A 23310-nucleotide genomic window follows, 5' to 3' on the forward strand; every position below is an offset into this window, starting at 1 on the left:
TGTAAAGTTCATGGCGGCAGAATCGAGGAGACGAGGAGTTGCGTATAGGGCTCGCGGGGATCGTCGAGCACCTGATCGGTGAGACCGGTCTCGATGACGCGGCCGCCCTTCATCACCATCACGCGGTGTGACAACAGCCGCGCCACCGCGAGATCGTGGGTGACGATGATGACGGCGAGATGCAGCTCGGCGACGAGGCTGCGCAGGAGGTCGAGCAGGCGGGCCTGCACCGAGACGTCGAGGCCGCCGGTCGGCTCGTCCATGAACACCAGCCGCGGCTCGGTGACGAGGTTGCGGGCGATCTGCAGCCGCTGACGCATGCCGCCGGAATAGGTGCGCGGCGCATCGTCGATGCGGGCGACGTCGATCTCGACGCGCGTGAGCCAGTCTGACGCAGTGTCGCGGATGCGGCCGTAGTGATTCCACCCCACCGCCATCAGCCGCTCGCCGACATTGGCGCCGGCCGAGACCGCCATGCGCAGCCCTTGCGCGGGATCCTGGTGCACGAAACCCCAATCGGTGCGGAACAGGAAGCGCCGCTCGGCTTCGCCGAGCGTGGCGAGATCGCGAGCGACACCGTCGCGCATCCGATAGGACACATGACCACCGCTGGCCGCCAGCTGGCCCGACAGGAGCTGCAGCAGCGTCGACTTGCCCGAACCTGATTCGCCGACGATCGCCAGCACCTCGCCGGGATAGAGCGAGAACGACACGTCTCGGCACGCGGCGATGCGGCCGAAGGATTTGCTCAGAGATGTCGCGACCAGCAGCGGCTGGTCGTTCTCAAGCGCGGCTTGATCAACCATGCGCTTTCTCCTTATACGGCGCGGCACTGAGGCTGCCGTGATGGCCGGCGGCCTGGCGGCCCTCGCAGTAATCGGTGTCCGAGCAGACGAACATGCGGCTGCCCTTGTCGTCGGTGACGATCTCGTCGAGATAGGAATCTTCCGCGCCGCACAGCGCGCAGGGCGCGTTGAAGCGATAGGGCTCGAACGGGTGATCCTCGAAATCGAGCGACACCACTTTCGTATAGGGCGGGATCGCGTAGATGCGCTTCTCGCGGCCGGCACCGAACAATTGCGGCGCCGGGCAATTGTCCATCTTGGGATTGTCGAATTTCGGCGTCGGCGATGGGTCCATCACGTAGCGCGCGTTCACCTTCACCGGATAGGCGTAGGCGGTGGCGATGTGACCGAAGCGGGCAATATCCTCATAGAGCTTCACATGCATCAGGCCGTATTCGGCAAGCGCGTGCATGCGCCGCGTCTCGGTCTCGCGTGGCTCTAGGAAACGCAGCGGCTCCGGGATCGGCACCTGATAGACCAGTACCTGGCTCTCGTTCAGCGCCGTCTCCGGGATGCGGTGACGGGTCTGGATCACGGTCGCATCGTCAGTCGCCGTGGTGGTGGCGACGCCCGCAGTTTTGGCAAAGAATTTTCGGATCGAGATCGCGTTGGTGGTGTCGTCGGAGCCCTGGTCGATTACCTTCAGCACGTCGGTGGGACCGAGGATCGCGGCGGTGACTTGCACGCCACCGGTGCCCCAGCCATAGGGCATCGGCATTTCGCGGCTGGCAAACGGCACCTGATAGCCCGGGATCGCGATCGCCTTCAGGATGGCGCGGCGGATCATCCGCTTGGTCTGCTCGTCGAGGTAAGCAAAGTTGTAGGCGGGCGCGTTCATTCCGCGGCCTCCTTCATGGCATCGGGCGCTTGGGCATCCGCGAACTCCTGGCGCAGCTTGCGCAGCAGGCCGAGCTCGGACTGGAAGTCGACATAATGCGGCAGCTTCAGATGCTCGACGAAGCCGGTCGCCTGGACGTTGTCCGAATGCGACATCACGAACTCCTCGTCCTGCGCGGGTGCACGCACCTCCTCGCCGAGCTCACGGGCGCGCAATGCGCGATCGACCAGCGCCATCGACATGGTCTTGCGCTCGCTCTGACCGAAGGCGAGGCCATAGCCGCGCGTGAAGCACGGCGCTTCGGTCGCAGAGCCCTTGAACTGGTTGACCATCTGGCACTCGGTCAGTTCGATCGAGCCCAGCGGCACGGCAAAGCCGGCGTCTTCGGCGACGAATTCCACCTCGACCTCGCCGAAGCGGATCTCGCCGGCAAAGGGATGGTTGCGGCCATAGCCGCGCTGGGTGGAATAGCCCATCGCCAGCAAAAACCCTTCGTCGCCGCGCGCGAGATTTTGCAGGCGCAGATCGCGGTCGGCCGGAAAGTTCAGCGGCTCGCGGGTGAGATCGCCGACGCCGGCGCCGTCTTCGGCCTGCGGCGAGGATTCGATCAGCCCGTCGCGGCCGAGAATGTCGGTCACGCGCGGCGTCAGCGCGGTGGACGCCTCGGTCGTGGCCGGCGCCTCCGGCACGAAGCCTCTCGCGAGCGAGGGATCGAGCAGGCGATGGGTATAGTCGAAGGTCGGGCCGAGGATCTGGCCGCCCGGAATGTCCTTGAAGGTCGAGGACACCCGCCGCTGCACGCGCATCGCGCCAGTGTCGACCGGCTCGCTTGCGCCGAAACGTGGCATGGTGGCGCGGAAGGCGCGCACCAGGAAGATCGCCTCGATCAGGTCGCCGCGCGCCTGCTTGATCGCGAGCGAGGCGAGTTCGCGATCGTAGAGCGAGCCTTCGCTCATGACGCGGTCCACGGCGAGGCCAAGCTGCTCGGAGATCTGATCGAGCGTGACCTCCGGAACGCTTTGGTCACCGCGCCGCCTATGGGCCAGCAGGCGATGAGCGTTCTCGATGGCGCGTTCGCCGCCTTTGACTGCGACATACATGCTTTCAGCTTCCCTTGCTCACGACGCGCGTGGTGCGGGGTATCGCCACCACGGCGTCATCGGCGACCAGCACCACATCGATGCCGCGCGGAAACAGCGCCTCGTTGAGATGCAGGCGCTCGAACAGATCGAACGGCTTGATCGACGCCTGGAGCGTCGTGGCGCCGTCGATGCCGGGACCGCGCAGCTCGAAGGGGCGGCCCGCTTCGAGGCTCTCGACCTGCAGGATGACCGTGGTCGAACGGTCCGGATATTCGCTGGTGCCGAGTGCGAAGCGTTCGAGCGGCGGAAGCGCCGCACCGTCGCCGATCAGCGCGAAGCTCGCGATCGAGGAATCCTGCATCACCGGCGCACCGGTGTGGAATTTCAGCCATTTCACCAGGTCCGGGCTCTCCGCCATCCGCGAATCGAGCCAGAGCGGCGTGTCGTGATCGAACAGCGTCAGTGCGATCGCGGCGGTGCCGCGCATCATCGTATCGGGCGTTCCCGCTCCCGGCACGATGCGCTGGACCGAGCCGGGCCGCGCCATCGCGTCCATCACCGAGCGAAAGGTCGATTGCGCCGACAGCACCTTGTCGGCGAAACCCGGCGGCAGTTCCGCAATCGTGGTCATGATCTCACCCCTCACCGCGCACCATGGTGTAGAAATCAACCTTCGTCGCAGCGGTCTCGGCCGCTGCCTGCGTGCGCCTCGTCATAAGCTGCTCGCGCAACGGCGCGATTACATCCCGCTCCACCGCGCCGCCGAAATCACGGGACTGCACCAGCGCGTCGCACAGCGCGATCAGCCGCGCCTTCTCACCGTCGCGTCCGAGCGTGTAGCCGAAGCCGACCTCGCCGCTCGCGAGCCGGACCGCCGCGCGCGACACCGTGGCTTCGCCGAGGTTGAAGGGCGCGCCGTCGCCGCCGGCCCGGCCGCGCAGCATGACGAGGCCGTTTTCCGGCGTCCGCAGATCCTGATGGTCCGGAAGAGCAAAGTTGCGGAGGCGGGCGGCGATCTCGCCCGCCTCCGCCTGCGCCAGCACGGCCATCGCGGCCTTGCGCTGGGCTTGCTGGTCGTTGTGCTGCGTCACCTGGTCCACCGAACTCTTCTGCCGAACTTGCCGATTCTAAGTTGTCTATGATACTAGACAACTTCATAAGTGAGCGCCATGTCTGTTTCGTGACAAAGCCGTGATTTCTGAGCTAGGCTGACCGGCGATATGAGCATGCAAGACACTGCATCGTCCGGCGTTGCGCTGTGGCGCCTCGTCGCCGACGGCATCGAGCGCGGCATCGCCGACGGCCGCTTTGCGGCCGGCGACAAATTGCCGGGCGAAATGGAGATCGCCGAAACCTATCGCGTCAACCGCCACACCGTGCGGCGCGCGCTGGCCGCGCTTGCAGAGCGCGGCCTGGTGCGGGCCGAACGCGGCAGCGGAACCTATGTCGAGGCGCAGAAGCTCGCCTACCCCTTGCGCTCGCGCACCCGCTTCTCCGAGATCGTCGGCGCCGAGGGGCGCGAACCGCATGGCCGCCTGATCGAGGCGACCGATGACGTCGCGACGCGCGAGCTCGCGCGGGAGCTCGGCCTGAAGACCGGCGCGCCATTGGTACGGATCGAGGCCATTCGCCTCGCCGACCGCACGCCGATCTGCGTCTCGACGAGTTGGCTGTCGGCCGTGCTGTTTCCCGACGCGGGCGCCGTATTCGCCGCGACGCGCTCGATGACGAAGTTGCTCGAACATTATGGCGTGCGCGACTATCGCCGCGGCGCGACCCGGATCACCGCCGGCATCGTCGACGCAACCGACGCCGTCCGGCTCGATCTCGCGCTAGGACGTCCGATCCTGGTGGTCGACGCCACCGACCACGACCTCGAGGGCAAGCCGCTGATGACCAAGCATTCGCGGTTTGCGGCAGAGCGGGTGGAGTTTCTGGTGGAGTCGTAGGGGCCTTCCCCTCTCTCCGCGAGGCATGACTCGTAGGGTGGGCAAAGGCGCCCTTGCGCCGTGCCCACGATCTCTCTCAATCGCTGGAGGTGGTGGGCACGCTACGCTTTGCCCACCCTACGGCACCTTTATTCAGGCGACCGCCCTTCGGCCGATAATCGCAAAGCGCAGCTTGCCCGAGATGAAATCGATCGCGGCGACCGCGACCAGGATCATCAGGATCAGGAACGACACCTTCTGCCATTCCAGGACGCGGATCTGCTCGGCGAGCTGGAGGCCGATGCCGCCGGCGCCGACGATGCCGATGATGGTGGCGGAGCGGGTATTGGATTCGATGAAATAGAGCACCTGGCCGGCGATGACCGGCAGGACCTGCGGCAACAGACCGAAGCGGATCTCGTGCAGCGGGCTGCCGCCGGAAGCGCGGATGCCTTCGACCTGCTTCTGGTCGGCGCCCTCGATCGCCTCTGAGAACAGTTTTCCAAAGGCGCCGAAATCCGACACCGCGATGGCGAGCACGCCGGCGAACGGGCCGAGCCCAACGACGTTGATCCACACCAGCGCCCAGATCAGCGTGTCGACGCCGCGGATCGAATCCAGGACGCGACGCACAGGAAAGCGCAGGAGCTTCGACGGCACGACGTTGCGCGCGGCCAGCAGGCTGACCGGAAGCGCGAACACCGCCGCCAGCGTCGTACCGAGCAGCGCGATTGAGAGAGTCTCGCCGAGCGCCTTCAGATAGATCGGCAGCGAGGAGCCGGGATCAGGCGGGATCATCATCAATGTGATCCAGCCGAGCTGGCTGAGGCCGGCGATGAATCGCGACGGCGAAAAATCGAGATCGACGAGGCCGTAAATGAGAACCGCGAATGCCGCGACGATCATCGCGGGCATGGCGAGGCGCGCCGAGGCGGGCCGGTCGAACACGTCGGGGTAGCGCGCGCGAAGCTCTCGCGGATCGACCTCGTGCGGCGTCACGTCCGCGCCTCCCTGCCGAACAGGCGGCCGCGCAGCCAGCCGGTGGTGATGTCGATGATGAAGACCGTGACGATGATGGTGAGCAGGATGGCGCTGACGTCCGAATAGTAGAACTTGCGGATGGCGACGACGAGCTCCTGGCCGATGCCGCCGGCACCGACGAAGCCCATGACCGAAGCCTCGCGAACGTTGATCTCGAAGCGCAGCAGCGCGTAGCTGGCATAGCCGGCCGTCACCTGCGGCACCACCGCGAAGCGCATGCAGGCGAGCCAGCTCGCGCCGGTCGAACGGATGCCCTCGACCGGCTTCATGTCGGCGTTCTCGACGATCTCCGAGAACAGCTTGCCGAGCGCGCCGGTGGAGTGGATCGCGATCGCGAGCACGCCCGCCATCGGCCCGAGCCCGAAGGCAATCACGAACACCAGCGCGAAGACGATGCCGGGAACGGTGCGAGCGAATTCGAGCAGGCGCCGCACCGTGAAGCGCAGCCAGCGGGCGGGCGAGGTGTTTTCAGCCGCGAAGAAGTTGAGGCCAAACGCCAAGGTCGCGCCGATCAGCGTGCCGACATAGGAGATCAGCAGCGTCTCGCCCAGCATCTTCAGCCATTTGCGCCAGCCCCAGAGCCACTCGCCGACATCGGTCCAGACGCGCTGGCCGGTGTCGAGCGTGAGGATGCGGTCGAAATAGCTGACGAAATTGCCGAAATAGGTGAACAGCGTACGCAAATTCACTTCGGCGCCGATCGCGGCGAGCGTCAGAGCCGCGGCGAAGATCGCGATCCCCGACAGCAGCCGCAGCCGCTTGCGCCCGACCGCCCGGCGGTAGGCGGCGTTCAGCGCGGCAAGCTGCTGCTCGGGGAGGATCGAAACCGCTGTCGTCATCGGCCTGAGATTAAGTCCCGTCAAAGAAAGAGCCGGGTCGATGGACCCGGCTCCAGGTGCGTCGCCCTGAGATCAGGACGCCTTCTTTTTACGCAGCGCGTCGACGAACTTGATCAGCTCGATCGTGCCATCCCAATCCTTGGTGGTGGCGTGATTAAAACCCTTCTTCTGTCCGTCCTGGAGGCGATCGAACGCCGCCCTGTCCTTCGCCGGCGCGTCGAAGAAGGCCTTCGCGATAGCCGCCTTAGCGTCGTCCGGCAAGTCGGAGTTATAGGCATAGGGACCGTTGATGATCGGTGCCGATTTGTGGATGATTCGGAAGTCGTCCTTCTTCATCGCCGAGCCGTCGGCATTCTTCAGCATGCCCTTGGTCAGCATCTGCGCCAGCGTGGAATCGTCGTCGGTGGTCCACTGGTTGGCGGCGACGTCGACCGTGCCCTGCGCCAGCGCCAGCATCGCGTTCTCATGGCTGCCCGTGAAGACGACCTTGCTGAAATAGGTATCGGCATCGTGGATGCCCATCTTGTCGAGCTCGAAGCGCGGCACGTTGTTGCCGGAGGTCGAGTTCGGGTCGACCAGGCCGAGATTCTTGCCTTTGAGGTCATCGATCTTCTTGTAGGCGCTGCTCGCCTTGACGAAGAACACCGAGTAATAGCCGGTGGAGCCGTCGGCGTTGATGTCGTTGGCGAAGGCATCGGTCTTGACGCCGGTCAGGCGGGCGCGCGCGAACGAGGCCGAGCCGTAGCTGGCGATATGGATGTTGCCGGAGCGCTGGCCTTCGATCACCGCGGCGTAGTCGTTGGCGATGCGCAGCGTGACCTTCACGCCCAGCTCCTTCGAAAGGTAGCTCATGAACGGCGCCCAGCGCTCGGTGACGCCGGAGGCGTTCTCGGCCGGCACGACCGCGAAGGTCAGCTCGGGATATTTGGCCTTCCAGTCGTTGGCGGAGGCGGAAGCCGTGAACGCGAGCGCGGCGGCGCCGGCAAGGATTAATCTGCGAGTGATCATGATACCCTCTTCATCAGTTTGGGTCGGTTGACGCAAAGACTTGCAAAAGAAACAGACGTCGCTCAGGCGGCCGCGGCCGTTCCGAGCGCCGGGACACCCGCGGGCGCCGGGACAGGCATGGCGCCCATGACATCGGCGGCTTCGAGATCGTAGAGCTCGCGCGCAACGTGATCGGTCAGCGCGGACGGTGCCCCGTCGAACACCACGCGACCCTGCGCCATGCCGATCAGGCGGTCGCAATAGCTGCGCGCCAGATCGAGCGAATGCAGATTGCAGAGCACCGTGATGCCGAAATGCTTGTTGATGCGCAGCAGCGCATCCATCACGATCTTGGTGTTGCGCGGATCGAGCGAGGCGATCGGCTCATCGGCGAGGATGATGTCGGGCTGCTGCACCAGCGCACGGGCGATCGCGACGCGCTGCTGCTGGCCGCCGGAGAGCTGGTCGGCGCGCTGGGCGGCGAGCGAAGCGATGTCGAACTGTTCGAGTGCGGACATCGCCAGCGCCTTGTCCTGCTCCGGCCAGATTTGCGACAGCGAGCGCCAGGCCGGCATCGTCGCAAGGCGTCCCATCAGGACATTGGTGAGGACATCGAGCCGGCCGACCAGGTTGAACTGCTGGAAGATCATCGCCGACCTTGCCCGCCACTGCCGCAGCTCCTTGCCGCGCAGCGCGGTGACGTCGACGCCGTCGAACAGGATGCGTCCGTCAGTCGGCGTCACCAGGCGGTTGATGCTCCGCAGCAGCGTCGACTTGCCGGCGCCGGACCGTCCGATCACGCCGACGAAGCCGCCGGGGGAAACTTGAAACGAGGCATCGTCCACCGCGGCTTTTGCGCCGAAGCGACACGTCAGACCATCCACCACCAGCATGCGGGGCTCCAGATTGAACTGGAGTTCACCGCTAACGCCGGCACTTAACACTTGTGTGACACGGGCGTTGCAGTGCGGCGATCCTACACAGCTCATCCCCTGTCATCGCGGTGTCATGACATCGTCATCGAGCCGCTCGAAGAGGAACGCCCACCCTCTCAACTCTGGATGCAACATGGCCGCCAAAGCTCTTTCGGTCCAGCCGACCATCGATCCCTCGGCCAAGCTGCATGAGACCAGGCTCGGCGCCTATACCGAGGTCGGCGCGCGGACCATCCTACATGAAGCGGCGATGGGCGATTACTCCTATGTCGTCAACGATTCGCAGATCACCTACACCACCATCGGAAAGTTCTGCTCGATCGCGGCGATGACGCGGATCAATCCCGGCAACCATCCGATGCACCGCGCGACGCAGGCGCATTTCACCTATCGCTCCAGCGCCTATTTCGAGGGCGAGAGCGACGATGCCGAGTTCTTCGACTGGCGGCGCCAGCATCACGTCCATATCGGCCACGACGTCTGGATCGGCCACGGCGCGATCGTGCTGCCGGGCCGCAACATCGGCACTGGCGCGGTGATCGCGGCCGGTGCCATCGTCACCAAGGACGTGCCGGCCTACACCATCGTCGCCGGCAATCCGGCCCGCATCGTGCGGCGGCGGTTCTCCGAGGCGATTGCCGGACGGCTCGCGAGGCTGGCCTGGTGGGACTGGGATCACGACAAATTGCGTGACGCGCTGCCCGATTTCCGCAAGCTTGGGATTGAAGATTTTCTTGCGGCATACGAAGCACAAGCGAGCTCTCTCGCCCATTCTCCTGCCAGCAAACGAAGCGCGGTCGCGTGACAGACATCTTCCTTGAAGGCGGCCGGGCCCTGATCGGCGCCGAGCTCGTCGAAACCTCGCTCCTCGTGTCCGGAACGGACATTGCGCAGATCGACGCCTCTCGCGGCCGGGCGCGGCTGGCGATCGATGCACGCAACCTGCTGGTGCTGCCCGGCATCGTCGATCTTCATGGCGATGCCTTCGAACGGCAGATGATGCCGCGCGCCGGTGTCGACTTTCCGATCGACGTCGCGCTCGCCGACAGCGACCGCCAGGCCATCAGCAATGGCATCACCACGGTGTTTCACGCCACGACCTGCTCGTGGGAGCCGGGCCTTCGCAGCAGCGACAATGCGCGCGGACTGATGGAGGCGATCGAGCGGCAGCGTCCGCAATTCGCCGCTGACACCCGCTTCCATCTGCGGCACGAGACTTACAATCTCGAGGCCGAGACCGAGATCAGCGAGTGGCTTGCCGAGGGCCGCGTCGACCTGTTCGCCTTCAACGACCACATGGACGGCACGGTCGCCGACATGGCCAAGCCGCGCAAGCGCAACCGCATGGTGGAGCGCACCGGCCTGTCGAGCGAGGATTTCGACCGATTGGTCGAACGCGTGGTCGCGCGCGCAGCCGAGGTGCCGGCTTCGGTGGCGCGGCTGGCCGCCGCGGCCCGCGCTGCCGGGGTGCGGATGCTCTCGCACGACGATGCGACACCGGCAATGCGCCAGGAGTTTCGTGCGCTCGGCGCTGAGATCGCGGAGTTTCCGGTCAACGAGGAGACGGCGCGGGCGGCAGCGAGCCATGGCGATGCCATCGTCTATGGCGCGCCGAACGTCGTGCGCGGCGGCAGCCACACCGGCTGGACCAAGGCCTCCGACATGATCGCCAAGGGGCTCTGCTCGGTGCTGGCATCGGACTATTATTATCCCGCCCAACTCCTCGCCGCGTTCCGCCTCGCCGCCGATGGCGTATTGCCGCTGACGGAAGCCTGGAATCTGGTCTCCGCCGGCCCTGCGCGCGCGACCGGCCTTGCCGATCGCGGCGTGCTCGCGGAAGGCCGCCGCGCCGACATTCTGCTGGTCGACGACAGCGTGAAGCTGAGGCCGCGGCAGATTGCGGTGATATCAGGCGGCAAGCTCGTCCATCTCACCGATGCGTCGCGGCTGCTCACTGCTGTGGCGACGCCGCGCGAAGCTGTCGTCGCGGCTTAAACCGGCTATGCTCCAGCCATGACAGGTTTTCCCCGCTACGCGATCTATTTTGCTGCAGGCCACGACAGCGCCCTCACCCGCTTCGGCGCCGAGCTGCTCGGCTACGATGCCTATACCGGCAATGAACTGGCCTTTCCCGCCGACGCATTGCGCGTCGCGCCTGATTGGCGCGACGTCAGCGCCGATCCCCGCAAATACGGCTTTCACGCCACGTTGAAGGCGCCGATGGCGCTCACGCCTGGCAGGACGGAGACCGAGTTGATGGCCGCCTGCGCGGCATTCGCCGGCAAGGCCCGGCCGCTTCCCGTGATCCGGCCGGTCGTCGATGCCATCAGCGGCTTCATTGCCGTCATTCCAGCCGAGCCGATCGAGGCGCTTCAAGGGCTTGCCGCCGATTGCGCGCGCGAATTCGACTCGTTCCGGGCTGCGCTGTCGGCGGAAGACCGCGCGCGGCGCAGACCTGAGAAACTCAGCGAACGGCAGCGCGACTATCTCGACCGCTGGGGCTATCCCTACGTGATGGAAGAATTCCGCTTCCACATGACGCTGACGGGACGGCTCGATGCGGCGCGGCGCGGGCCGATTTTGGAGATGCTGCGGGCGCGGTTTGCGGCGTTGGGGATGGATACGCTCAAGATCGATCGCATCGCGTTGTTCAAGCAGGATGATGCCAAGGCGCGATTTCGCATCATCGGCGAGTGGGACTTGAGGCGGTAGGCTTCACCGTCATCTCACAAGATTGAAGACGAGCGCCACGGCGCCGACCAGAACGAGGCTGGTCGCCCAGACTGCATCGAGATTGAACCAGCTTCGCGAGACGAACTTCAATCCCAGATAGCGGTAGACCAGCCAGGCCAAACACCCGCTGGCCCCGACCATAGCGGCAACGTGCACCAGGGACACCAGCACCGCCATCCCGACACTTGCCTTCATCAACGCGCTCGCGGCCTGATGGCCGGCATCGAGCTCGAAGGCCTGGCAGAGCCCGAGATAGATCGGCACGAGCATCAAGGCGGCGCCGTGAGCAATGGCGACGGCAAATGACCAGAGCACCAATTGCGTCGGCGGAATTCGTGCCAGCGCGCGGGGATGGCGCCGAACGATCAACCGATAGACGCCGAAGCCGAAGACGAAAAGGCTCGCGACCAGCTGGATCGAACGCTGCCACTCCGCCAGCACGAGCAGGAACGCGAATGGCAGCAGCACGAGAAGCGTTGCGAGAAGATGCCCGGCCGACAGCGCCCACAAGGCGCGGAAAAGTGCGCGCGGGCTCTTGTCCAGGAGCCCGGCCGAAACGGCGAGCGGCCATCCCATCCCCGGATTGATGCCGTGGTAGAGACCGCTCGCAACAAGAGCGAGCCACAGCCAGCCGAGCGCCGGGCTCGCGTGTCCCCAATCTAGGCCGACGGATAGCAAAAGGAGTCCGTCGAACAATCGCCGCCCTCGAGCCTGATCTGGTGCGCGCGATATCCGTCGGGGAAGCTCACGAAGTAGTCCTTGTCGAGCTCGAGGCCGCCGTCGCGACCGGCATTGGCCATGACTGCCGCGCCCGGAACCCCGCCGGGATAGAACTGGTCGTCCCAGGTGGAATAGAGCGAATTGGTCCAGTACACACGTTTGCCATCGCGGCTGATCTCGACCATCTGCGGGCCGGCCGTGAATGCCTTGCCGTTCGGATGCGGAGTGCGGCGCGCGATGCCGCCGATGTGGACTGAGCCCGCAAGCTTCGGCTTTCTGGGATCGCTGACGTCGTACTGGCGCATCTCACCCGTGCCCCAGCACGAGACATAGAGGAACCGGTCATCCATCGACAGGTCGATGTCGGTCACCAGCGGCGGCACGGCACCAAAGCCCTGCAGCAGGGGCGGGAGCTTCTCCTTTGGCGCGGGCTCGGGCGGGATCGTCGCCGTCTTCTCTGCATGGAATTTCCCGCCTTCGCGCCACCAGGTCCAGATCGATGCTTCGAGGTTGGTGGTGTCGACCACAACGCCAACGAAGCCGTACTCGCGAACCGGATCGTGCGCCGGTCGCACCTCCAGCGCCATCTGATGGTTGGCGCCGAGATCGATGGTCTGGACGTTGCGACGTGCGCGTAGATCCCAGAAGTGGAGACGATGGCCATATTTGTTCGACAGCAGATCTTCCGGGACGATCCCGTTCTCGAACTGCGGCGGTAATGCCCATTCGCTCGTCACCATGTAGTCGCGCGGCAGGTTCCACCAGAAATCATAGTGCAGCGTCTGCGGACCGCGGTCGATCTCCCATCGTCCCAGGACCTCGAACGTCTCACAATCCATGATGAAAACGCCTGGAGGTCCGTTGGTGCCGTCCTGGCCGCCGCCGCCCAGCGTGCTGACATAGATGCCGTCCGGCCCGCAATGGATCGTGTGCGGCCGCGAGTAGCCGGTCTTCTTGAAGACTTCCTCGGGCTCGATGATCTTGTGGATCTTGGCTTGGGTTGGATCTGGCTTGGTGTCGATGATGTAGATCCGCGACGAGCGCAGTCCGGGGATGATGAGATAGCGCCGCTCGATGAAGGCATGCCCGGCGAGCGGCGACAAGGCGGAGGAGCAGGCATTCCAGCCGAAGTGATGAAACTCGTCGCCCTTGTTGGGCATCGTCACGGTGTGGACGATTTGGCTGTAGGTCGGCGATCCCGGCTTGACGTCGATGACCGCGAGAGCATCCGGCTTGGAGAAATCCGGACTGAGCAGCAAGGTGTAGGCAAAGTTCTCCGCAGGTGCTTCCATCGCAAGCTTGGGCGATGCGTGAAATGTGGGATCGGGCCTCATCGTCATGGCACTGCCTCCCTGATCTGTCGGTTCGCGCCAACCTGGCTCGGGATAACGGCATAATGAAGAGGTATTACGCGATGTCTTGAGATGCTCCCCTAGGCTGGTTGGCAGGCGTACAATATGTCATCGCCGAGCTGTGGGAAACTGGCGGAATCGCGTTAATTCGACGCCTTTGGCCGAAATGCGGATCAGCGCTCCGCTTCACGGAGCTTGTCCGGGACGACGGTTGAGTATATCCGCGCGACGTCCCTCCACCCGCAGCCCTCGTAGGGTGGGCAAAGGCGCGGAGCGCCGTGCCCACGATCTTTCTCAATGGCAACAGGTGGTGGGCACGCTCCGCTTTGCCCACCCTACGATCGCGGAGTGTCTCGCTCTACTTCCCCCACCGCAGCGCCAGTGCATTGCGCTCCTTGGCCAGCTCCAACAGCCCAGCCCTTGTTGCCGGATGCAGCGGTTGCAGCGGATGGCGCACGGTGTCGGACTTGATCACGCCGCCGGCCTGCATCATCGCCTTGCAGGCGATCAGGCCGCATTGGCGGTTCTCGTAATTGATCAGCGGCAGCCAGCGCTCATAAGCGGCCTTCGCCTTCTCGCGGTCGCCGGCGAAATAGGGATCGACGATCTGGCGGATGCCGTCGGGATAGCCGCCGCCGGTCATCGCGCCGGTGGCGCCGGCATCGAGATCGGCCAGCAGCGTGATCGCCTCTTCGCCGTCCCAGGGACCCTCGATGTCCTTGCCGCCGGCCTCGATCAGGCTGCGCAGCTTCGAAGCCGCGCCTGCGACCTCGATCTTGAAATAGCGGATGTTGGAGAAGTCGCGCGCCAGCCGCGCCAGCAGCTCGACCGACAGCGGCGTGCCGGCGACCGGCGCGTCCTGGATCATGATGGGAATGTTGATCGCGCCCGAGAGCACCTTGAAGAATTCGACGATGCCCTTCTCGGGCACGCGGAAGGTCGCGCCGTGGTAGGGCGGCATCACCATCACCATGGCGGCCCCCGCCGCTTCGGCCTGCTTGCTGCGCGCGGCGCAGACGACCGAGCTGAAATGGGTGGTGGTGACGATCACGGGAACCCGGCCCGCGACATGCTCCAGCACCGCATGCATCACAGTCTCGCGCTCGGCATCGGTCAGCACGAACTGCTCGGAGAAATTGGCGAGGATGCAGATGCCGTTCGAGCCGGCATCGATCATGAAATCGATGCAGCGGCGCTGGCCCTCGAGGTCGAGCTCGCCGCGCTCGTCGAAGATGGTGGGCGCGACCGGGAACACGCCGCGATAGGGGCGCTGGGCGTTGTGTGGGGTGACCGGCATCGAACTCTCCATCCCTGTTGTGTCTTGCGTCTGGCGCTACGCTCACGGAGCGAGGCGGCACAGATGTACCCGCCGCGCGGACCGGCGGCAATGCCGAAGGCACGACGTCAGGATGGAAGAATGAGGCGAAACTACGCGGTCTTCACCGCTCCCAGGAAGCCCTCGACCGCGACGCGGAGACGGTCGGCGTCGGCCGACATCTTCCTGACGGATTCCGACAACACCGTACCGGCATTGCCGGTCTCCTGGTTGAGCCTGGCGACGCTGCCGATGGTGTCGGTAACCTCGCGGGTGCCTTGCGCCGCCTGCTGGAAGTTGCGCGAGATCTCGGTGGTCGCCGCGCGCTGCTCTTCGACCGCGGCAGCAATCGCCGTCATCTTCTCGTCGATGCCGCTGATCGCGCCGCCGATCGAACGGATGGCGGCAACCGCCTGGCCCGTCGCACCCTGGATCTCCTCGACCTGACGTGAGATCTCCTCTGTCGCTGTCGCCGTCTGGGAGGCGAGGCTCTTGACCTCGCCGGCGACCACGGCGAACCCGCGGCCGGCCTCGCCCGCGCGTGCAGCTTCGATCGTGGCGTTCAAGGCCAGAAGGTTGGTCTGGCTGGCGATGGCGTTGATCATCTTCACGACCTCGCCGATGCGGCTTGCGGTCTGGTCAAGGATCTCGACCGTCGCGTTGGTCTGCTCGGCCTGCGACACGGCTTCGCGGGCCTCCCGGGCGCTGGACTGCACCTGCGCCGAGATCTCGCCGACGGATGCGGAGAGTTCCTCGGTCGCCGCCGCGATGGTCTCGAGATTGTTGGTGGCCTGCTCGGCGGCGGAGGAGACCGCCGCGGTCTGGCTGCTCGATTGCGAGACCAGCGAGCGCACGCCGGTCGCGGTGGCATCGAGCTCCCGTGTCGAGGCGACAACGCTCTGGATGACCGCCTGCACGGTGTCGTCGAAGCTGCGGCACGCGGAATCGACGGTGCCGGAGCGGGCGAGCTGGAGTGCCTGCTGCGATTCACGCTCCTGGCCCAGCCGCTCGGCGGTGGCCGCGCTCTCGCGCAGGCTTTCGAGAGCGGCCGCCATGGTGCCGAACTCGTCGGGATGCCGGGATTGCGGCACCGGCGTCGCATAGTCGCGCGCGCTGATGCGGGCGATGGCGTCGAGAATGGCGCGAACCGGGCGCATCAGCCGATTGCGCACCACGTACACGCCGGTCAGGGTCACGGCGAGCGCGAGCACGAAGGCGAACGATTGCACGATGAGATTGGTGAGGGCTTTGGCCTGAACCATCTCGGCCCGCGCGATCGACTGGTCGAGCGCCGTGTTGGCGACGGCGACGATGGGCGCGAAAGGCGATTGGCACAACGCGTTCCATTCCGCAGGCGGCATCGCCGGCTTGCCGCTGCCGTCGAAAGTCCTGGTGAGATCGCCGATCTGCTTGAGCACGCCGTCGGTCTTGGCGCGCGCCTGTTTGGCTAGGTTGACCATCTCCGCCGACACGTCAGGCGCGGCCAGCAGTTCCTCCATGCCGGTCCAGCCGGCGGTGACGATGCCGTTCCAGCCGGCCACGGTCTGCTTCTGGGTCTCGTCGAGCGGCTTGGAGGTGTTGACGTTCGGGCGCAGGGTCGAGCACTGGATGCCGTAGCGGTCGCGCACCTGCCAGGCGAGGCGGCGGGCCTGGATCATGCGGGCGATGAAGGGATCGTTGGTCCAGGCGCGATTCGACACCGCGGTGGACGCCAGATTGGCGGTCTCGATCACCTTGGTGACGCCGTCGTACCAGGATGCGGTGCGCTCGATCTTGCGCTCGGCACGCGGCAGCTTGGCCTCGTCGTAGAACAGCTGGAACTTCGACGCGGCCTCGCTCCAGCGCTGCTTCAGCGTGCTTGCAAGTTCGTCGCGGCGGGCAAATTCGATGGTGGAGAGCGCCGCGACGATGGAATCATAGCCGGCCTGCTCGGCTTTCTCGGCGGCGCCGAGCTTGGCGCGCGGATCGTCCTCGCCGAGCAGCGCGCTCTGGGCATCACCCCGATTGTTGCGCAGGGACAGCACGCCATGGAAGATCGCCTTGTCGGCATTCGCAAGCCGTTCCGTCTCCAGACTGTCGCTGTAGCGGCCGAAGGCCCCGACCATCTGGGTCGCCGTGGAGGCCAGCGCGCCGGCGGCCAGCAACGCCATCAGCGTCAGGAGAAGCGAGCTTACCGATTTCTTAAACATCGTCATGGGTCGGGGGCCTACTCTTCACGAGAGGCCACCTTGCATGGCGACATGCCAAGGTTTGGTTAAGACTTTAATCAAGTACCCGCGGTTGTGCCGCCGGCCGCTCCTCATGGCTGGCCGCGTTCCCTCACGCGACCTTGGTGAAATCCGGCGGGCGGCGCTCGGCAAAGGCCGTGAACGCTTCGCGCGCCTCGGCGGTGCGCAGACGCTGGGCAAACTGCTCGCCCTCGGCCTGCATCTGCGCAACCAGCGCCTCGCCGTTGCGCATCAGCTTCTTGGTGGCGGTGAGCGCGCCGGCCGGCTGGCGGGCGAGACGTTGCGCCAGCGCGAGCGCCTCGGCATCGAGCTTGTCGAGCGGCACCACGCGGTTGGCGAGGCCCCATTCGAGCGCTGACCTGGCGGGAACGGTCTCACCGAGCGCGAACATCTCATAGGCGCGGGCATAGCCGATGCGCGCCGGCATCAACAGGCTGGAAGCAGCTTCCGGCACCAGCGCCAGGCTGACGAAGGGCGTCGACAATTGCACGTTGTCGGCGAGCACGACGAGATCGCAATGCAGCAGCATCGTGGTGCCGACGCCGACGGCGCGGCCCTGCACCGCCGCGACAAGCGGCCTTGTGCAGCGGGCCAGCGACTGGATGAAGCGCCATACGTTGCGGCTGCCTTCGGACTTGCCCGACGCCACAGCGGCGAATTCGCCGACGTCGTTGCCGGCGGTGAACATGTCGCCCTCGCCGCGGATCAGGATCACGCGGGCCGACGGATCGAACTCAGCGGATTCGATGGCGTCAGCGAGCTTGCCATACATCGCATCCGTCAGCGCGTTCTTCTTGTCGGGACGCGCCAGTGTGAGGCTGAGAATTCCGCCATTGTTCTCGATCCGGACGTGCTCGGTCATCGGTCTCTCCTTCTAGTCGTCTGAATGCCTTGGAAACTTGTCCTGGATGCTGGTGAGCCAGCGTGCGACGATGTCGATCTCCGCAGCTGTAAATCCGTCCGTCAGCGCCGCGTTGACCTCGGCCGCGCCGGCCTTCGCCTGGGCCAACGCCATTCGTCCCTTCGGCGTCAGCCAGATCCGCCAGGCGCGTCCGTCCTCGCGATCGGCCCGCCGCTCGATCAGCTTCACAGCCTCGGTGCGATCGACGAGGCCGGAAATGCCGGCCGGCCCCAGATCGAGCGCCGCGCCGGCCTCGCCCATCAGGACGCCGTCCTGCTTGCCGAGAATGAACAACAGCCCGGCCTGCGCCGGCGTCACCTCGCTCTCGGGCCGCGCCGCCATCCAGCGCTGCAGCCGGCGCTGCGCGACGCTCAGCAGGTAGATCAATCGATGATGCCGCGCGTCGGCGCTATTATTTCGCATGCGAAATATATAAGCGTGACGCCGGGGCTTGTCAAAGTCGTTTCGCGGCAGCCGCCGAAAACGAAAGCTGAGGCGACCGGAGCGCTTGACAGTCGATACATTTCATGTTCCCTATTCGTTCTATTCAATCGTAGATTGTCCGGGGATATTTCGTGATGAATAGTATGCGTGACGAGAATCAGGCGGCCCAACTCCTGATCCATAATGACGACGATACTCCCGACGAATTCGTGATCGATCTGCTCCGTCAGGTCTTTGGCAAACCGGAGCGCGAGGCGGCAGCATTGATTGCCGAGATCGAGCGGAGCGGAAAAGCGGCCTCCGGCCCCTACCCCCAGGCCGTTGCCGATGCCTTGTTCAAATCGGCACAGCAACGCATTTCCGTGGAAGGGCTTAACCTCCAGATCACGCTTGAGACAATCAAGACGCCTTGCGAGCTTTGCGACAAGCCGGAGGGCAGGTCAGCGTGCGGATCGGGAGCCGCACCATCTGGCTGTGCAGCGACTGCAATCGTGCGGCGGAAACCAGAGCGGACGCACGGGAAGAAGAATTCGACTATGCCTGCGACGTCTTGGACTGGCATTTTGCCGGTGTCCCGCGCAGCAAGCTCGTGATCACGATCCGCCAGTTTCCTGGTCACATGCGAGCGGATGTCCAGGCAGCCGTCGATCACCTGTTCGGCAAGGCTGTTCGACTTCTCGGCCTGAATGAAGAGCAGCGGTACGAAACCCTGTCGATTTCACGGCTCCTCCGCGACGGCCGCTACGCGGTAGCGATTGCGCCCCTGCAATATTCTGATGTCGAGGTTGGCGAGAAAGATCCCGTCAAGTGTCTCGATAATGGACTATGGCTTTGCGAGCAGGACGATCTTCGTTACGCGGTATTGCTCTGTGCACATCGCGAATATAGCCGCGAGCCCGGAATCCGTATTGAAATCGCGATGCCCTCGGGCGCCATAGGCACAGCCCTCGTCCAGCAATGTTTCAGTGAACTGGAGCAAGCCGTACAATCCGCGCGTACCTATCGCGGCAAGATCCTCTCGCTCGACTCCGATTCTGACTATCGCGGCCGTTCGCGCGGCATCACCGTGCACCGTTTGCCGCCTGTCGCACGCGACGAAGTGATCCTGCCCGAGAAAACCTTGCGGCTGCTCGACCGCAACGTGCTGAATTTTGTCGGCTCCCGTGATCAATTGCGCCGGCTGGGTCAATCCACTCGCAAAGGCATCTTGCTGTACGGGCCGCCGGGTACCGGCAAGACGCATACGATCCGTTATCTCGCAACACATCTGCCCGGACATACGACACTGATCATCACCGCCGAGCAAATCGGGCTTCTCGGCGCCTATATGAACCTCGCACGGCTGCTCCAGCCCTCGATGGTGGTGATCGAGGACGTCGATCTCATCGCCCGCGACCGCGACGACATGGGCCCCTGCGAGGAATCCATGCTGAACAAATTGCTCAACGAAATGGACGGGCTGAAGGAGGATGCAGACATCCTGTTCGTGCTGACCACCAACCGGCCTGAGGATCTCGAAGGAGCCCTGGCCGGTCGCCCCGGCCGCATCGATCAGGCGATCGAAGTGCCGCTCCCCGATGAGGCCGGCCGCGGCAAGCTGGTCCGGCTCTATGGCAAAGGACTGCCCCTCGACGACGCGATCGTCGCGGAGGCTGCCCGACGCAGCGAGGGCACGAGTTGCGCGTTCATCAAGGAATTGACGCGGCGGCTGGCCCAGGCCAGCCTCGCGCGCGATGGCGGCAAGTCCGTGGCCTCCGTCGACATCGACGAGGCGCTCGATGATATGCTCTTCTCCGGCGGTCGGCTCAATGCGCGCCTGCTGGGCGGCGCGCAGCAGATGGCCGCGGGGTGAAGACGACGCGCCCCCCGGCAGGCCTCCTTGCCTTTACGGCGCGCAGGTAAAGCTCGACGCCTCCGTCACCGGCCCCGACTTGTAATGCGGCCAGGCCGGCCAGCGGCACAGCGGCAACGCGCGCAGCGTCGCGAACGACGGCGGCTCGACCTTCTGCTCGATAACCTCGAGATCGCCGGGCGCCTTGCCCTTCTCGACCCAGTCGACCAGCACGCTCAGCATGTCGACATTGGCCGGCGCGCCGGAGCCGACATGGTCGACGCCGGACGCGGTGTAGAGCCGCGCGAACTCGGCGGTCTCGGCCTTGCCCATCTTGCGCTCGACGTTCTCGAAATAACGGATGCCGGCATAGGGGCTCTGGGCGTAATCGGCCATGTGCTCGAGCATGATCAGACGGCCACCTCGGGCACGGAAGCGGCTGAGATCGGGATCGGTCGAATCCATCAGCTTCGACACTTCGAGCAGCCGCGCCTTGTGCTCCTCCACCTTATAGGTGGTGACGTCGAGCTTGGGATCGCGCGCGAAGACGTATTTGATGCCGCCGGCGCCGTAGATCCAGGCAATGCCGTTGTTCGGCGCAGGCGGCTGCGCCGGCGGCGCGGTGCCGAGCCACCACGAAACCCAGCCGCCGGTCGGACCGATCGCCGGCGTATCTTCACCCGACACGCCCCAGCCAGGATAATCGTCGAGACCATTGGCGAGCGCGAACGGGAATTTGTAGGCGCCGTGCAAGGTCTCGATCGCCTTGATCTGCGGATCGGTCAGACACTGATCGCCGCTCTGGCCAGAGGCGCAGCGTAGCGTCTCGACCTTGAATGCCGCCTTGCAGCCGACGGGGTCCTGCACCAGCGCATCGTCGGAACCGTCAGCCTTGTCGCACGCCGCCCGCACGGCATCGCCGACGAGCTTCACCTGCGCCGGATTGATCCAGCCCGCGCCCATGGTGACGAGACCCGAGCGCGTGCCCGCGTGCTGCAGGCCGACCCAGTTGATCACGGGCACGCGGGCAAAGATGCCGTCGAAATCATCGGGGTAACGCTGTGCCATGGTGAGACCTTCACGGCCGCCCTCGGACGAACCCACGAAATACATCTTTTCCGGCTTCTTGCCGTAGGCGCGCTCCATCAGCCCCACAGCCGCATCGCGCACCTTCTTGTAGGCGCGATGGGCGAAATTCTCGAAGGCCTCGTCGTTGAGCGCAAAGACCTGCGGCGGTTCGCCTTGCTTCGTTTCATGGCCGGAATCGGTGCCGTAGGTGACGAAGCCGCGCGCGAGCGGCGACGGCTTGTCGAACGGAGAGGCCGGCGGCAGCGCAAGACCGGTGATCAGCACGCCGTTGAAACCGCCGCCGCCATATTGCACCGAGCGGCCGTTCCACTCGACGGGAAGGTTGACCTGGAATCTGATCGGCGGCGCCTTGGGGTCGACCGGATCGATATGGCCGATCACCTTGCAGAAGCCGGGGTTGGCCGGCGTGATGCGCCCGGACGGCGTCGGCCCGCGTTCGGCGACGGCGATTGGCGAGGGCGCCTGCAACGCGGTCGAATCGATCTTCACGGCGTCGGTCCCGCCATTGAGGCCCTTGCAGACGGTTTCTGCGTCCTCCGCCAGGGTCAGCGCCAAAGCGGAATTCGCGCTCAGCGCCGCCGCTGTGGCCACGAGGCATGCGCACAGCTTCGCTCTTGTCAGCGTCATCGTTCCCACCCGGATTTGTGTTCTCATTCAACCCAACAGAGGCCGCATTCAATGCGACCTCCGGCCTGCCGTCAATGACGCGCTAGTGCTCGAACACCAGCCGCGCGCCGACCGTGCCGTCGAGACTTCGGATCTGCTGGAGCAGCGCGGCTGAATCCTGGCTGCCGAGATCGGCGTCGAGCACGACGTAACCGAGATCGCCGGCGGTCTCCAGGTATTGCGCGGCGATGTTGATGTCGCGCTGGAGGAAGACCTCGTTGAGCCGGCGCAGCATGCCGGGCACGTTGCGATGGACATGGCTGAAGCGCGCGCCGGAGGGACGCAAATGCAGCTGCACTTCCGGGAAATTCACCGCGCCCATGGTCGATCCCGTGATGAAATAATCCACCAGCTTGCGCGCGACCTCGCCGCCGATGCGCTCCTGCGCCTCTTCGGTGGAGCCGCCGATATGCGGGGTCAGGATGACGTTCTCGAGGCCCTGCACCGGGCTGTTGAAGCGATCCGCGTTCGAGGACGGCTCGACTGGAAACACGTCGATGGCGGCGCCGGCAAGGTGACCGTCGCGTAAGGCGCGCGCGAGCGCGTCGAGATCGACCACGGTGCCGCGGCTGTTGTTGATCAGGAACGAGCCTAATTTCATCGCTCGCAATTCCTTCTCGCCGATCATGCCCGCGGTCTCCGGCGTCTCCGGCACGTGCAGGCTGACGACGTCGCTCTGCGCCAGCAGCTCCTCCAGCCGTTCGACCGGCTCGGTGTTGCCGTGGCGGAGCTTGTCGGTGCGATCGAAATAGATCACGCGCATGCCGATCGCCTCGGCCAGCGTCGAGAGCTGCGAGCCGATATTGCCGTAGCCGACGATGCCGAGGGTGCGGCCGCGCACCTCGCGGCTGCCGGTCGCCGACTTGTCCCAGCCGCCATCATGGGCCGAGACCGAGCGCGGAAAAATCCGCCGCAGCAGCATCACGATCTCGCCGATCACGAGCTCGGCGACGCTGCGCGTGTTGGAGAACGGCGCGTTGAACACGGGAATGCCGCGCTTGCGCGCCGCCGCAAGATCGACCTGGTTGGTGCCGACGCTGAAGCAGCCGACCGCGAGCAGCTGTTCGGCGGCGCCGAGCACCTCGTCCGTGATCTGGGTGCGCGAGCGGATGCCGAGCAAAGACACGCCCTTGAGGGCGCGCCGCAGATCGTCACCGTCCAGCGCCTTGGTCAGCCGCTCGACATTGCTGAAGCCCGCGCTCCTGAACAGGTCCACGGCACTGTCATTGACGCCTTCGAGCAGCAGCGCCTTGGCGCTCCGCTCAGGGCTTTGGCCTGGGGCTGGCATGGTGTCTCCTGAAATGGCGGCTTTGCCGCAGCTCTTAGACCGCGGAGGAGGCCCAGCACAATAGGGGCCGGATACGGGGAGAAGATGGCAGGGCGTAGCTGCGCTTGGCATCCCACCAGGTCAGTCATTCCCGCACGCACAGTGTCCGTTCCGTCATCCTTGTATGGGGAATGAGTTGTCAAGAGGGCGTCGTTTGTTGGAGGCGGTCTTGGGCGCCGAGGCGAGGAGCGGTCAAGGTTGGCCGTAGG

At 65.2% G+C, this 23310-nt stretch carries 23 protein-coding genes; 6 read left to right on the top strand and 17 right to left on the bottom strand.

The genetic code is table 11. The annotated features are described in order from the left end of the window. Nucleotides 1-8: 8 nt before the first annotated feature. Genes phnK through phnG form a run of 5 tightly spaced genes read right to left on the bottom strand, consistent with a single transcriptional unit; the run spans nucleotide 9 to nucleotide 3865 of the window. Nucleotides 9-806 (bottom strand): phosphonate C-P lyase system protein PhnK, encoded by a 798-nt coding sequence (gene phnK, locus IVA79_RS34845; RefSeq protein WP_247561671.1) that lies wholly within the window; start codon nucleotides 804-806, stop codon nucleotides 9-11. Next, a complete protein-coding gene (locus tag IVA79_RS34850; RefSeq protein WP_247561672.1) occupies nucleotides 799-1683 on the bottom strand; it encodes an alpha-D-ribose 1-methylphosphonate 5-phosphate C-P-lyase PhnJ in 885 nt (294 codons plus the stop codon). The genes phnK and IVA79_RS34850 overlap by 8 nt, the downstream gene beginning before the upstream one ends. Then, the gene (locus IVA79_RS34855) at nucleotides 1680-2783 is read right to left on the bottom strand and encodes a carbon-phosphorus lyase complex subunit PhnI (RefSeq protein WP_247561673.1); all 1104 of its coding nucleotides are present in this window, start codon (nucleotides 2781-2783) and stop codon (nucleotides 1680-1682) included. The genes IVA79_RS34850 and IVA79_RS34855 overlap by 4 nt, the downstream gene beginning before the upstream one ends. A gap of 4 nt (nucleotides 2784-2787) precedes the next feature. Further along, nucleotides 2788-3396, bottom strand: coding sequence for a phosphonate C-P lyase system protein PhnH (gene phnH / locus IVA79_RS34860; RefSeq protein WP_247561674.1), 609 nt, complete (start codon nucleotides 3394-3396; stop codon nucleotides 2788-2790). Nucleotides 3397-3400: 4 nt separating this feature from the next. Further along, on the bottom strand, nucleotides 3401-3865 hold the full coding sequence (phnG, locus tag IVA79_RS34865) for a phosphonate C-P lyase system protein PhnG (RefSeq protein WP_247561675.1): 465 nt from the start codon (nucleotides 3863-3865) through the stop codon (nucleotides 3401-3403). Nucleotides 3866-3985: 120 nt separating this feature from the next. Here phnG and phnF point away from each other — a divergent pair, with 120 nt between their 5' ends. Then, nucleotides 3986-4714 carry a phosphonate metabolism transcriptional regulator PhnF gene (gene phnF / locus IVA79_RS34870; protein ID WP_247561676.1) on the top strand — a complete coding sequence of 243 codons (729 nt, stop codon included), beginning with the start codon at nucleotides 3986-3988 and terminating at the stop codon, nucleotides 4712-4714. A 132-nt stretch (nucleotides 4715-4846) separates the two neighbouring features. On the opposite strand, the gene phnE (IVA79_RS34875) is transcribed toward phnF, so the two are convergent. The 4 genes from phnE (IVA79_RS34875) to phnC all read right to left on the bottom strand — a co-directional run bounded on the left by phnE (IVA79_RS34875) (nucleotide 4847) and on the right by phnC (nucleotide 8453). Next, on the bottom strand, nucleotides 4847-5692 hold the full coding sequence (gene phnE, locus IVA79_RS34875; protein ID WP_247561677.1) for a phosphonate ABC transporter, permease protein PhnE: 846 nt from the start codon (nucleotides 5690-5692) through the stop codon (nucleotides 4847-4849). Then, a complete protein-coding gene (gene phnE, locus IVA79_RS34880; RefSeq protein ID WP_247561678.1) occupies nucleotides 5689-6573 on the bottom strand; it encodes a phosphonate ABC transporter, permease protein PhnE in 885 nt (294 codons plus the stop codon). Before phnE (IVA79_RS34880) ends, phnE (IVA79_RS34875) begins: the two co-directional genes overlap by 4 nt. A gap of 72 nt (nucleotides 6574-6645) precedes the next feature. Continuing rightward, a complete protein-coding gene (phnD, locus tag IVA79_RS34885; RefSeq protein WP_247561679.1) occupies nucleotides 6646-7581 on the bottom strand; it encodes a phosphonate ABC transporter substrate-binding protein in 936 nt (311 codons plus the stop codon). Nucleotides 7582-7643: 62 nt separating this feature from the next. Then, nucleotides 7644-8453 carry a phosphonate ABC transporter ATP-binding protein gene (gene phnC / locus IVA79_RS34890; RefSeq protein WP_247561680.1) on the bottom strand — a complete coding sequence of 270 codons (810 nt, stop codon included), beginning with the start codon at nucleotides 8451-8453 and terminating at the stop codon, nucleotides 7644-7646. A 175-nt stretch (nucleotides 8454-8628) separates the two neighbouring features. Between phnC and IVA79_RS34895 the strand changes: the two genes are divergently transcribed. The 3 genes from IVA79_RS34895 to IVA79_RS34905 are packed head-to-tail and all read left to right on the top strand — an operon-like array spanning nucleotide 8629 to nucleotide 11207. After that, nucleotides 8629-9300, top strand: coding sequence for a chloramphenicol acetyltransferase (locus tag IVA79_RS34895; protein WP_247561681.1), 672 nt, complete (start codon nucleotides 8629-8631; stop codon nucleotides 9298-9300). Next, the gene (locus tag IVA79_RS34900) at nucleotides 9297-10490 is read left to right on the top strand and encodes an alpha-D-ribose 1-methylphosphonate 5-triphosphate diphosphatase (RefSeq protein ID WP_247561682.1); all 1194 of its coding nucleotides are present in this window, start codon (nucleotides 9297-9299) and stop codon (nucleotides 10488-10490) included. Before IVA79_RS34895 ends, IVA79_RS34900 begins: the two co-directional genes overlap by 4 nt. An 18-nt stretch (nucleotides 10491-10508) precedes the next feature. Continuing rightward, nucleotides 10509-11207 carry a DUF1045 domain-containing protein gene (locus IVA79_RS34905; protein ID WP_247561683.1) on the top strand — a complete coding sequence of 233 codons (699 nt, stop codon included), beginning with the start codon at nucleotides 10509-10511 and terminating at the stop codon, nucleotides 11205-11207. 9 nt (nucleotides 11208-11216) lie between these two features. On the opposite strand, the gene IVA79_RS34910 is transcribed toward IVA79_RS34905, so the two are convergent. From IVA79_RS34910 to IVA79_RS34935, 6 genes are all read right to left on the bottom strand, one after another. Further along, on the bottom strand, nucleotides 11217-11804 hold the full coding sequence (locus tag IVA79_RS34910) for a hypothetical protein (RefSeq protein ID WP_247561698.1): 588 nt from the start codon (nucleotides 11802-11804) through the stop codon (nucleotides 11217-11219). Nucleotides 11805-11887: 83 nt separating this feature from the next. Beyond that, entirely contained in the window at nucleotides 11888-13288 is a 1401-nt protein-coding gene (locus IVA79_RS34915; RefSeq protein ID WP_247561684.1) for a selenium-binding family protein, read from the bottom strand. Nucleotides 13289-13658: 370 nt separating this feature from the next. Continuing rightward, a complete protein-coding gene (locus tag IVA79_RS34920) occupies nucleotides 13659-14597 on the bottom strand; it encodes a dihydrodipicolinate synthase family protein (protein WP_247561685.1) in 939 nt (312 codons plus the stop codon). 131 nt (nucleotides 14598-14728) lie between these two features. Next, a complete protein-coding gene (locus IVA79_RS34925; RefSeq protein ID WP_247561686.1) occupies nucleotides 14729-16810 on the bottom strand; it encodes a methyl-accepting chemotaxis protein in 2082 nt (693 codons plus the stop codon). Between the two features lie 124 nt (nucleotides 16811-16934). Next, nucleotides 16935-17705 carry an enoyl-CoA hydratase gene (locus tag IVA79_RS34930; RefSeq protein ID WP_247561687.1) on the bottom strand — a complete coding sequence of 257 codons (771 nt, stop codon included), beginning with the start codon at nucleotides 17703-17705 and terminating at the stop codon, nucleotides 16935-16937. Between the two features lie 12 nt (nucleotides 17706-17717). Then, nucleotides 17718-18167 (bottom strand): MarR family winged helix-turn-helix transcriptional regulator, encoded by a 450-nt coding sequence (locus IVA79_RS34935; RefSeq protein WP_247561688.1) that lies wholly within the window; start codon nucleotides 18165-18167, stop codon nucleotides 17718-17720. Between the two features lie 155 nt (nucleotides 18168-18322). On the opposite strand from IVA79_RS34935, the gene IVA79_RS34940 reads away from it, so the two are divergent. After that, nucleotides 18323-18781, top strand: coding sequence for an ATP-dependent Clp protease adaptor ClpS (locus tag IVA79_RS34940; protein WP_247561689.1), 459 nt, complete (start codon nucleotides 18323-18325; stop codon nucleotides 18779-18781). Continuing rightward, complete coding sequence (locus tag IVA79_RS34945; protein WP_247561690.1) at nucleotides 18778-20040, top strand: ATP-binding protein; 1263 nt, start codon at nucleotides 18778-18780, stop codon at nucleotides 20038-20040. Before IVA79_RS34940 ends, IVA79_RS34945 begins: the two co-directional genes overlap by 4 nt. Before the next feature lie 33 nt (nucleotides 20041-20073). Here IVA79_RS34945 and IVA79_RS34950 read toward each other — a convergent pair whose 3' ends face one another. Together IVA79_RS34950 and serA are read right to left on the bottom strand one after the other, a co-directional pair. After that, nucleotides 20074-21735, bottom strand: a complete 1662-nt coding sequence (locus tag IVA79_RS34950; RefSeq protein WP_247561691.1) for a tannase/feruloyl esterase family alpha/beta hydrolase — start codon at nucleotides 21733-21735, stop codon at nucleotides 20074-20076. An 82-nt stretch (nucleotides 21736-21817) separates the two neighbouring features. Then, nucleotides 21818-23062, bottom strand: a complete 1245-nt coding sequence (gene serA / locus IVA79_RS34955; protein WP_247561692.1) for a phosphoglycerate dehydrogenase — start codon at nucleotides 23060-23062, stop codon at nucleotides 21818-21820. Between the last annotated feature and the right edge of the window lie 248 nt (nucleotides 23063-23310).

Origin of the sequence: Bradyrhizobium sp. 138 (genome assembly GCF_023074075.1) — a bacterium.
Lineage (GTDB): Bacteria > Pseudomonadota > Alphaproteobacteria > Rhizobiales > Xanthobacteraceae > Bradyrhizobium.

Coding starts and splice junctions, on each gene's coding strand:
- phnK (WP_247561671.1), bottom strand. CDS start 806: ATGGTTGATCAAGCCGCGCTTGAGAACGACCAGCCGCTGCTGGTCGCG.
- IVA79_RS34850 (WP_247561672.1), bottom strand. CDS start 1,683: ATGAACGCGCCCGCCTACAACTTTGCTTACCTCGACGAGCAGACCAAG.
- IVA79_RS34855 (WP_247561673.1), bottom strand. CDS start 2,783: ATGTATGTCGCAGTCAAAGGCGGCGAACGCGCCATCGAGAACGCTCAT.
- phnH (WP_247561674.1), bottom strand. CDS start 3,396: ATGACCACGATTGCGGAACTGCCGCCGGGTTTCGCCGACAAGGTGCTG.
- phnF (WP_247561676.1), top strand. CDS start 3,986: ATGAGCATGCAAGACACTGCATCGTCCGGCGTTGCGCTGTGGCGCCTC.
- phnE (WP_247561678.1), bottom strand. CDS start 6,573: ATGACGACAGCGGTTTCGATCCTCCCCGAGCAGCAGCTTGCCGCGCTG.
- phnD (WP_247561679.1), bottom strand. CDS start 7,581: ATGATCACTCGCAGATTAATCCTTGCCGGCGCCGCCGCGCTCGCGTTC.
- phnC (WP_247561680.1), bottom strand. CDS start 8,453: ATGCTGGTGGTGGATGGTCTGACGTGTCGCTTCGGCGCAAAAGCCGCG.
- IVA79_RS34895 (WP_247561681.1), top strand. CDS start 8,629: ATGGCCGCCAAAGCTCTTTCGGTCCAGCCGACCATCGATCCCTCGGCC.
- IVA79_RS34905 (WP_247561683.1), top strand. CDS start 10,509: ATGACAGGTTTTCCCCGCTACGCGATCTATTTTGCTGCAGGCCACGAC.
- IVA79_RS34910 (WP_247561698.1), bottom strand. CDS start 11,804: ATGGGATGGCCGCTCGCCGTTTCGGCCGGGCTCCTGGACAAGAGCCCG.
- IVA79_RS34915 (WP_247561684.1), bottom strand. CDS start 13,288: ATGACGATGAGGCCCGATCCCACATTTCACGCATCGCCCAAGCTTGCG.
- IVA79_RS34920 (WP_247561685.1), bottom strand. CDS start 14,597: ATGCCGGTCACCCCACACAACGCCCAGCGCCCCTATCGCGGCGTGTTC.
- IVA79_RS34925 (WP_247561686.1), bottom strand. CDS start 16,810: ATGACGATGTTTAAGAAATCGGTAAGCTCGCTTCTCCTGACGCTGATG.
- IVA79_RS34930 (WP_247561687.1), bottom strand. CDS start 17,705: ATGACCGAGCACGTCCGGATCGAGAACAATGGCGGAATTCTCAGCCTC.
- IVA79_RS34935 (WP_247561688.1), bottom strand. CDS start 18,167: ATGCGAAATAATAGCGCCGACGCGCGGCATCATCGATTGATCTACCTG.
- IVA79_RS34940 (WP_247561689.1), top strand. CDS start 18,323: ATGAATAGTATGCGTGACGAGAATCAGGCGGCCCAACTCCTGATCCAT.
- IVA79_RS34950 (WP_247561691.1), bottom strand. CDS start 21,735: ATGACGCTGACAAGAGCGAAGCTGTGCGCATGCCTCGTGGCCACAGCG.
- serA (WP_247561692.1), bottom strand. CDS start 23,062: ATGCCAGCCCCAGGCCAAAGCCCTGAGCGGAGCGCCAAGGCGCTGCTG.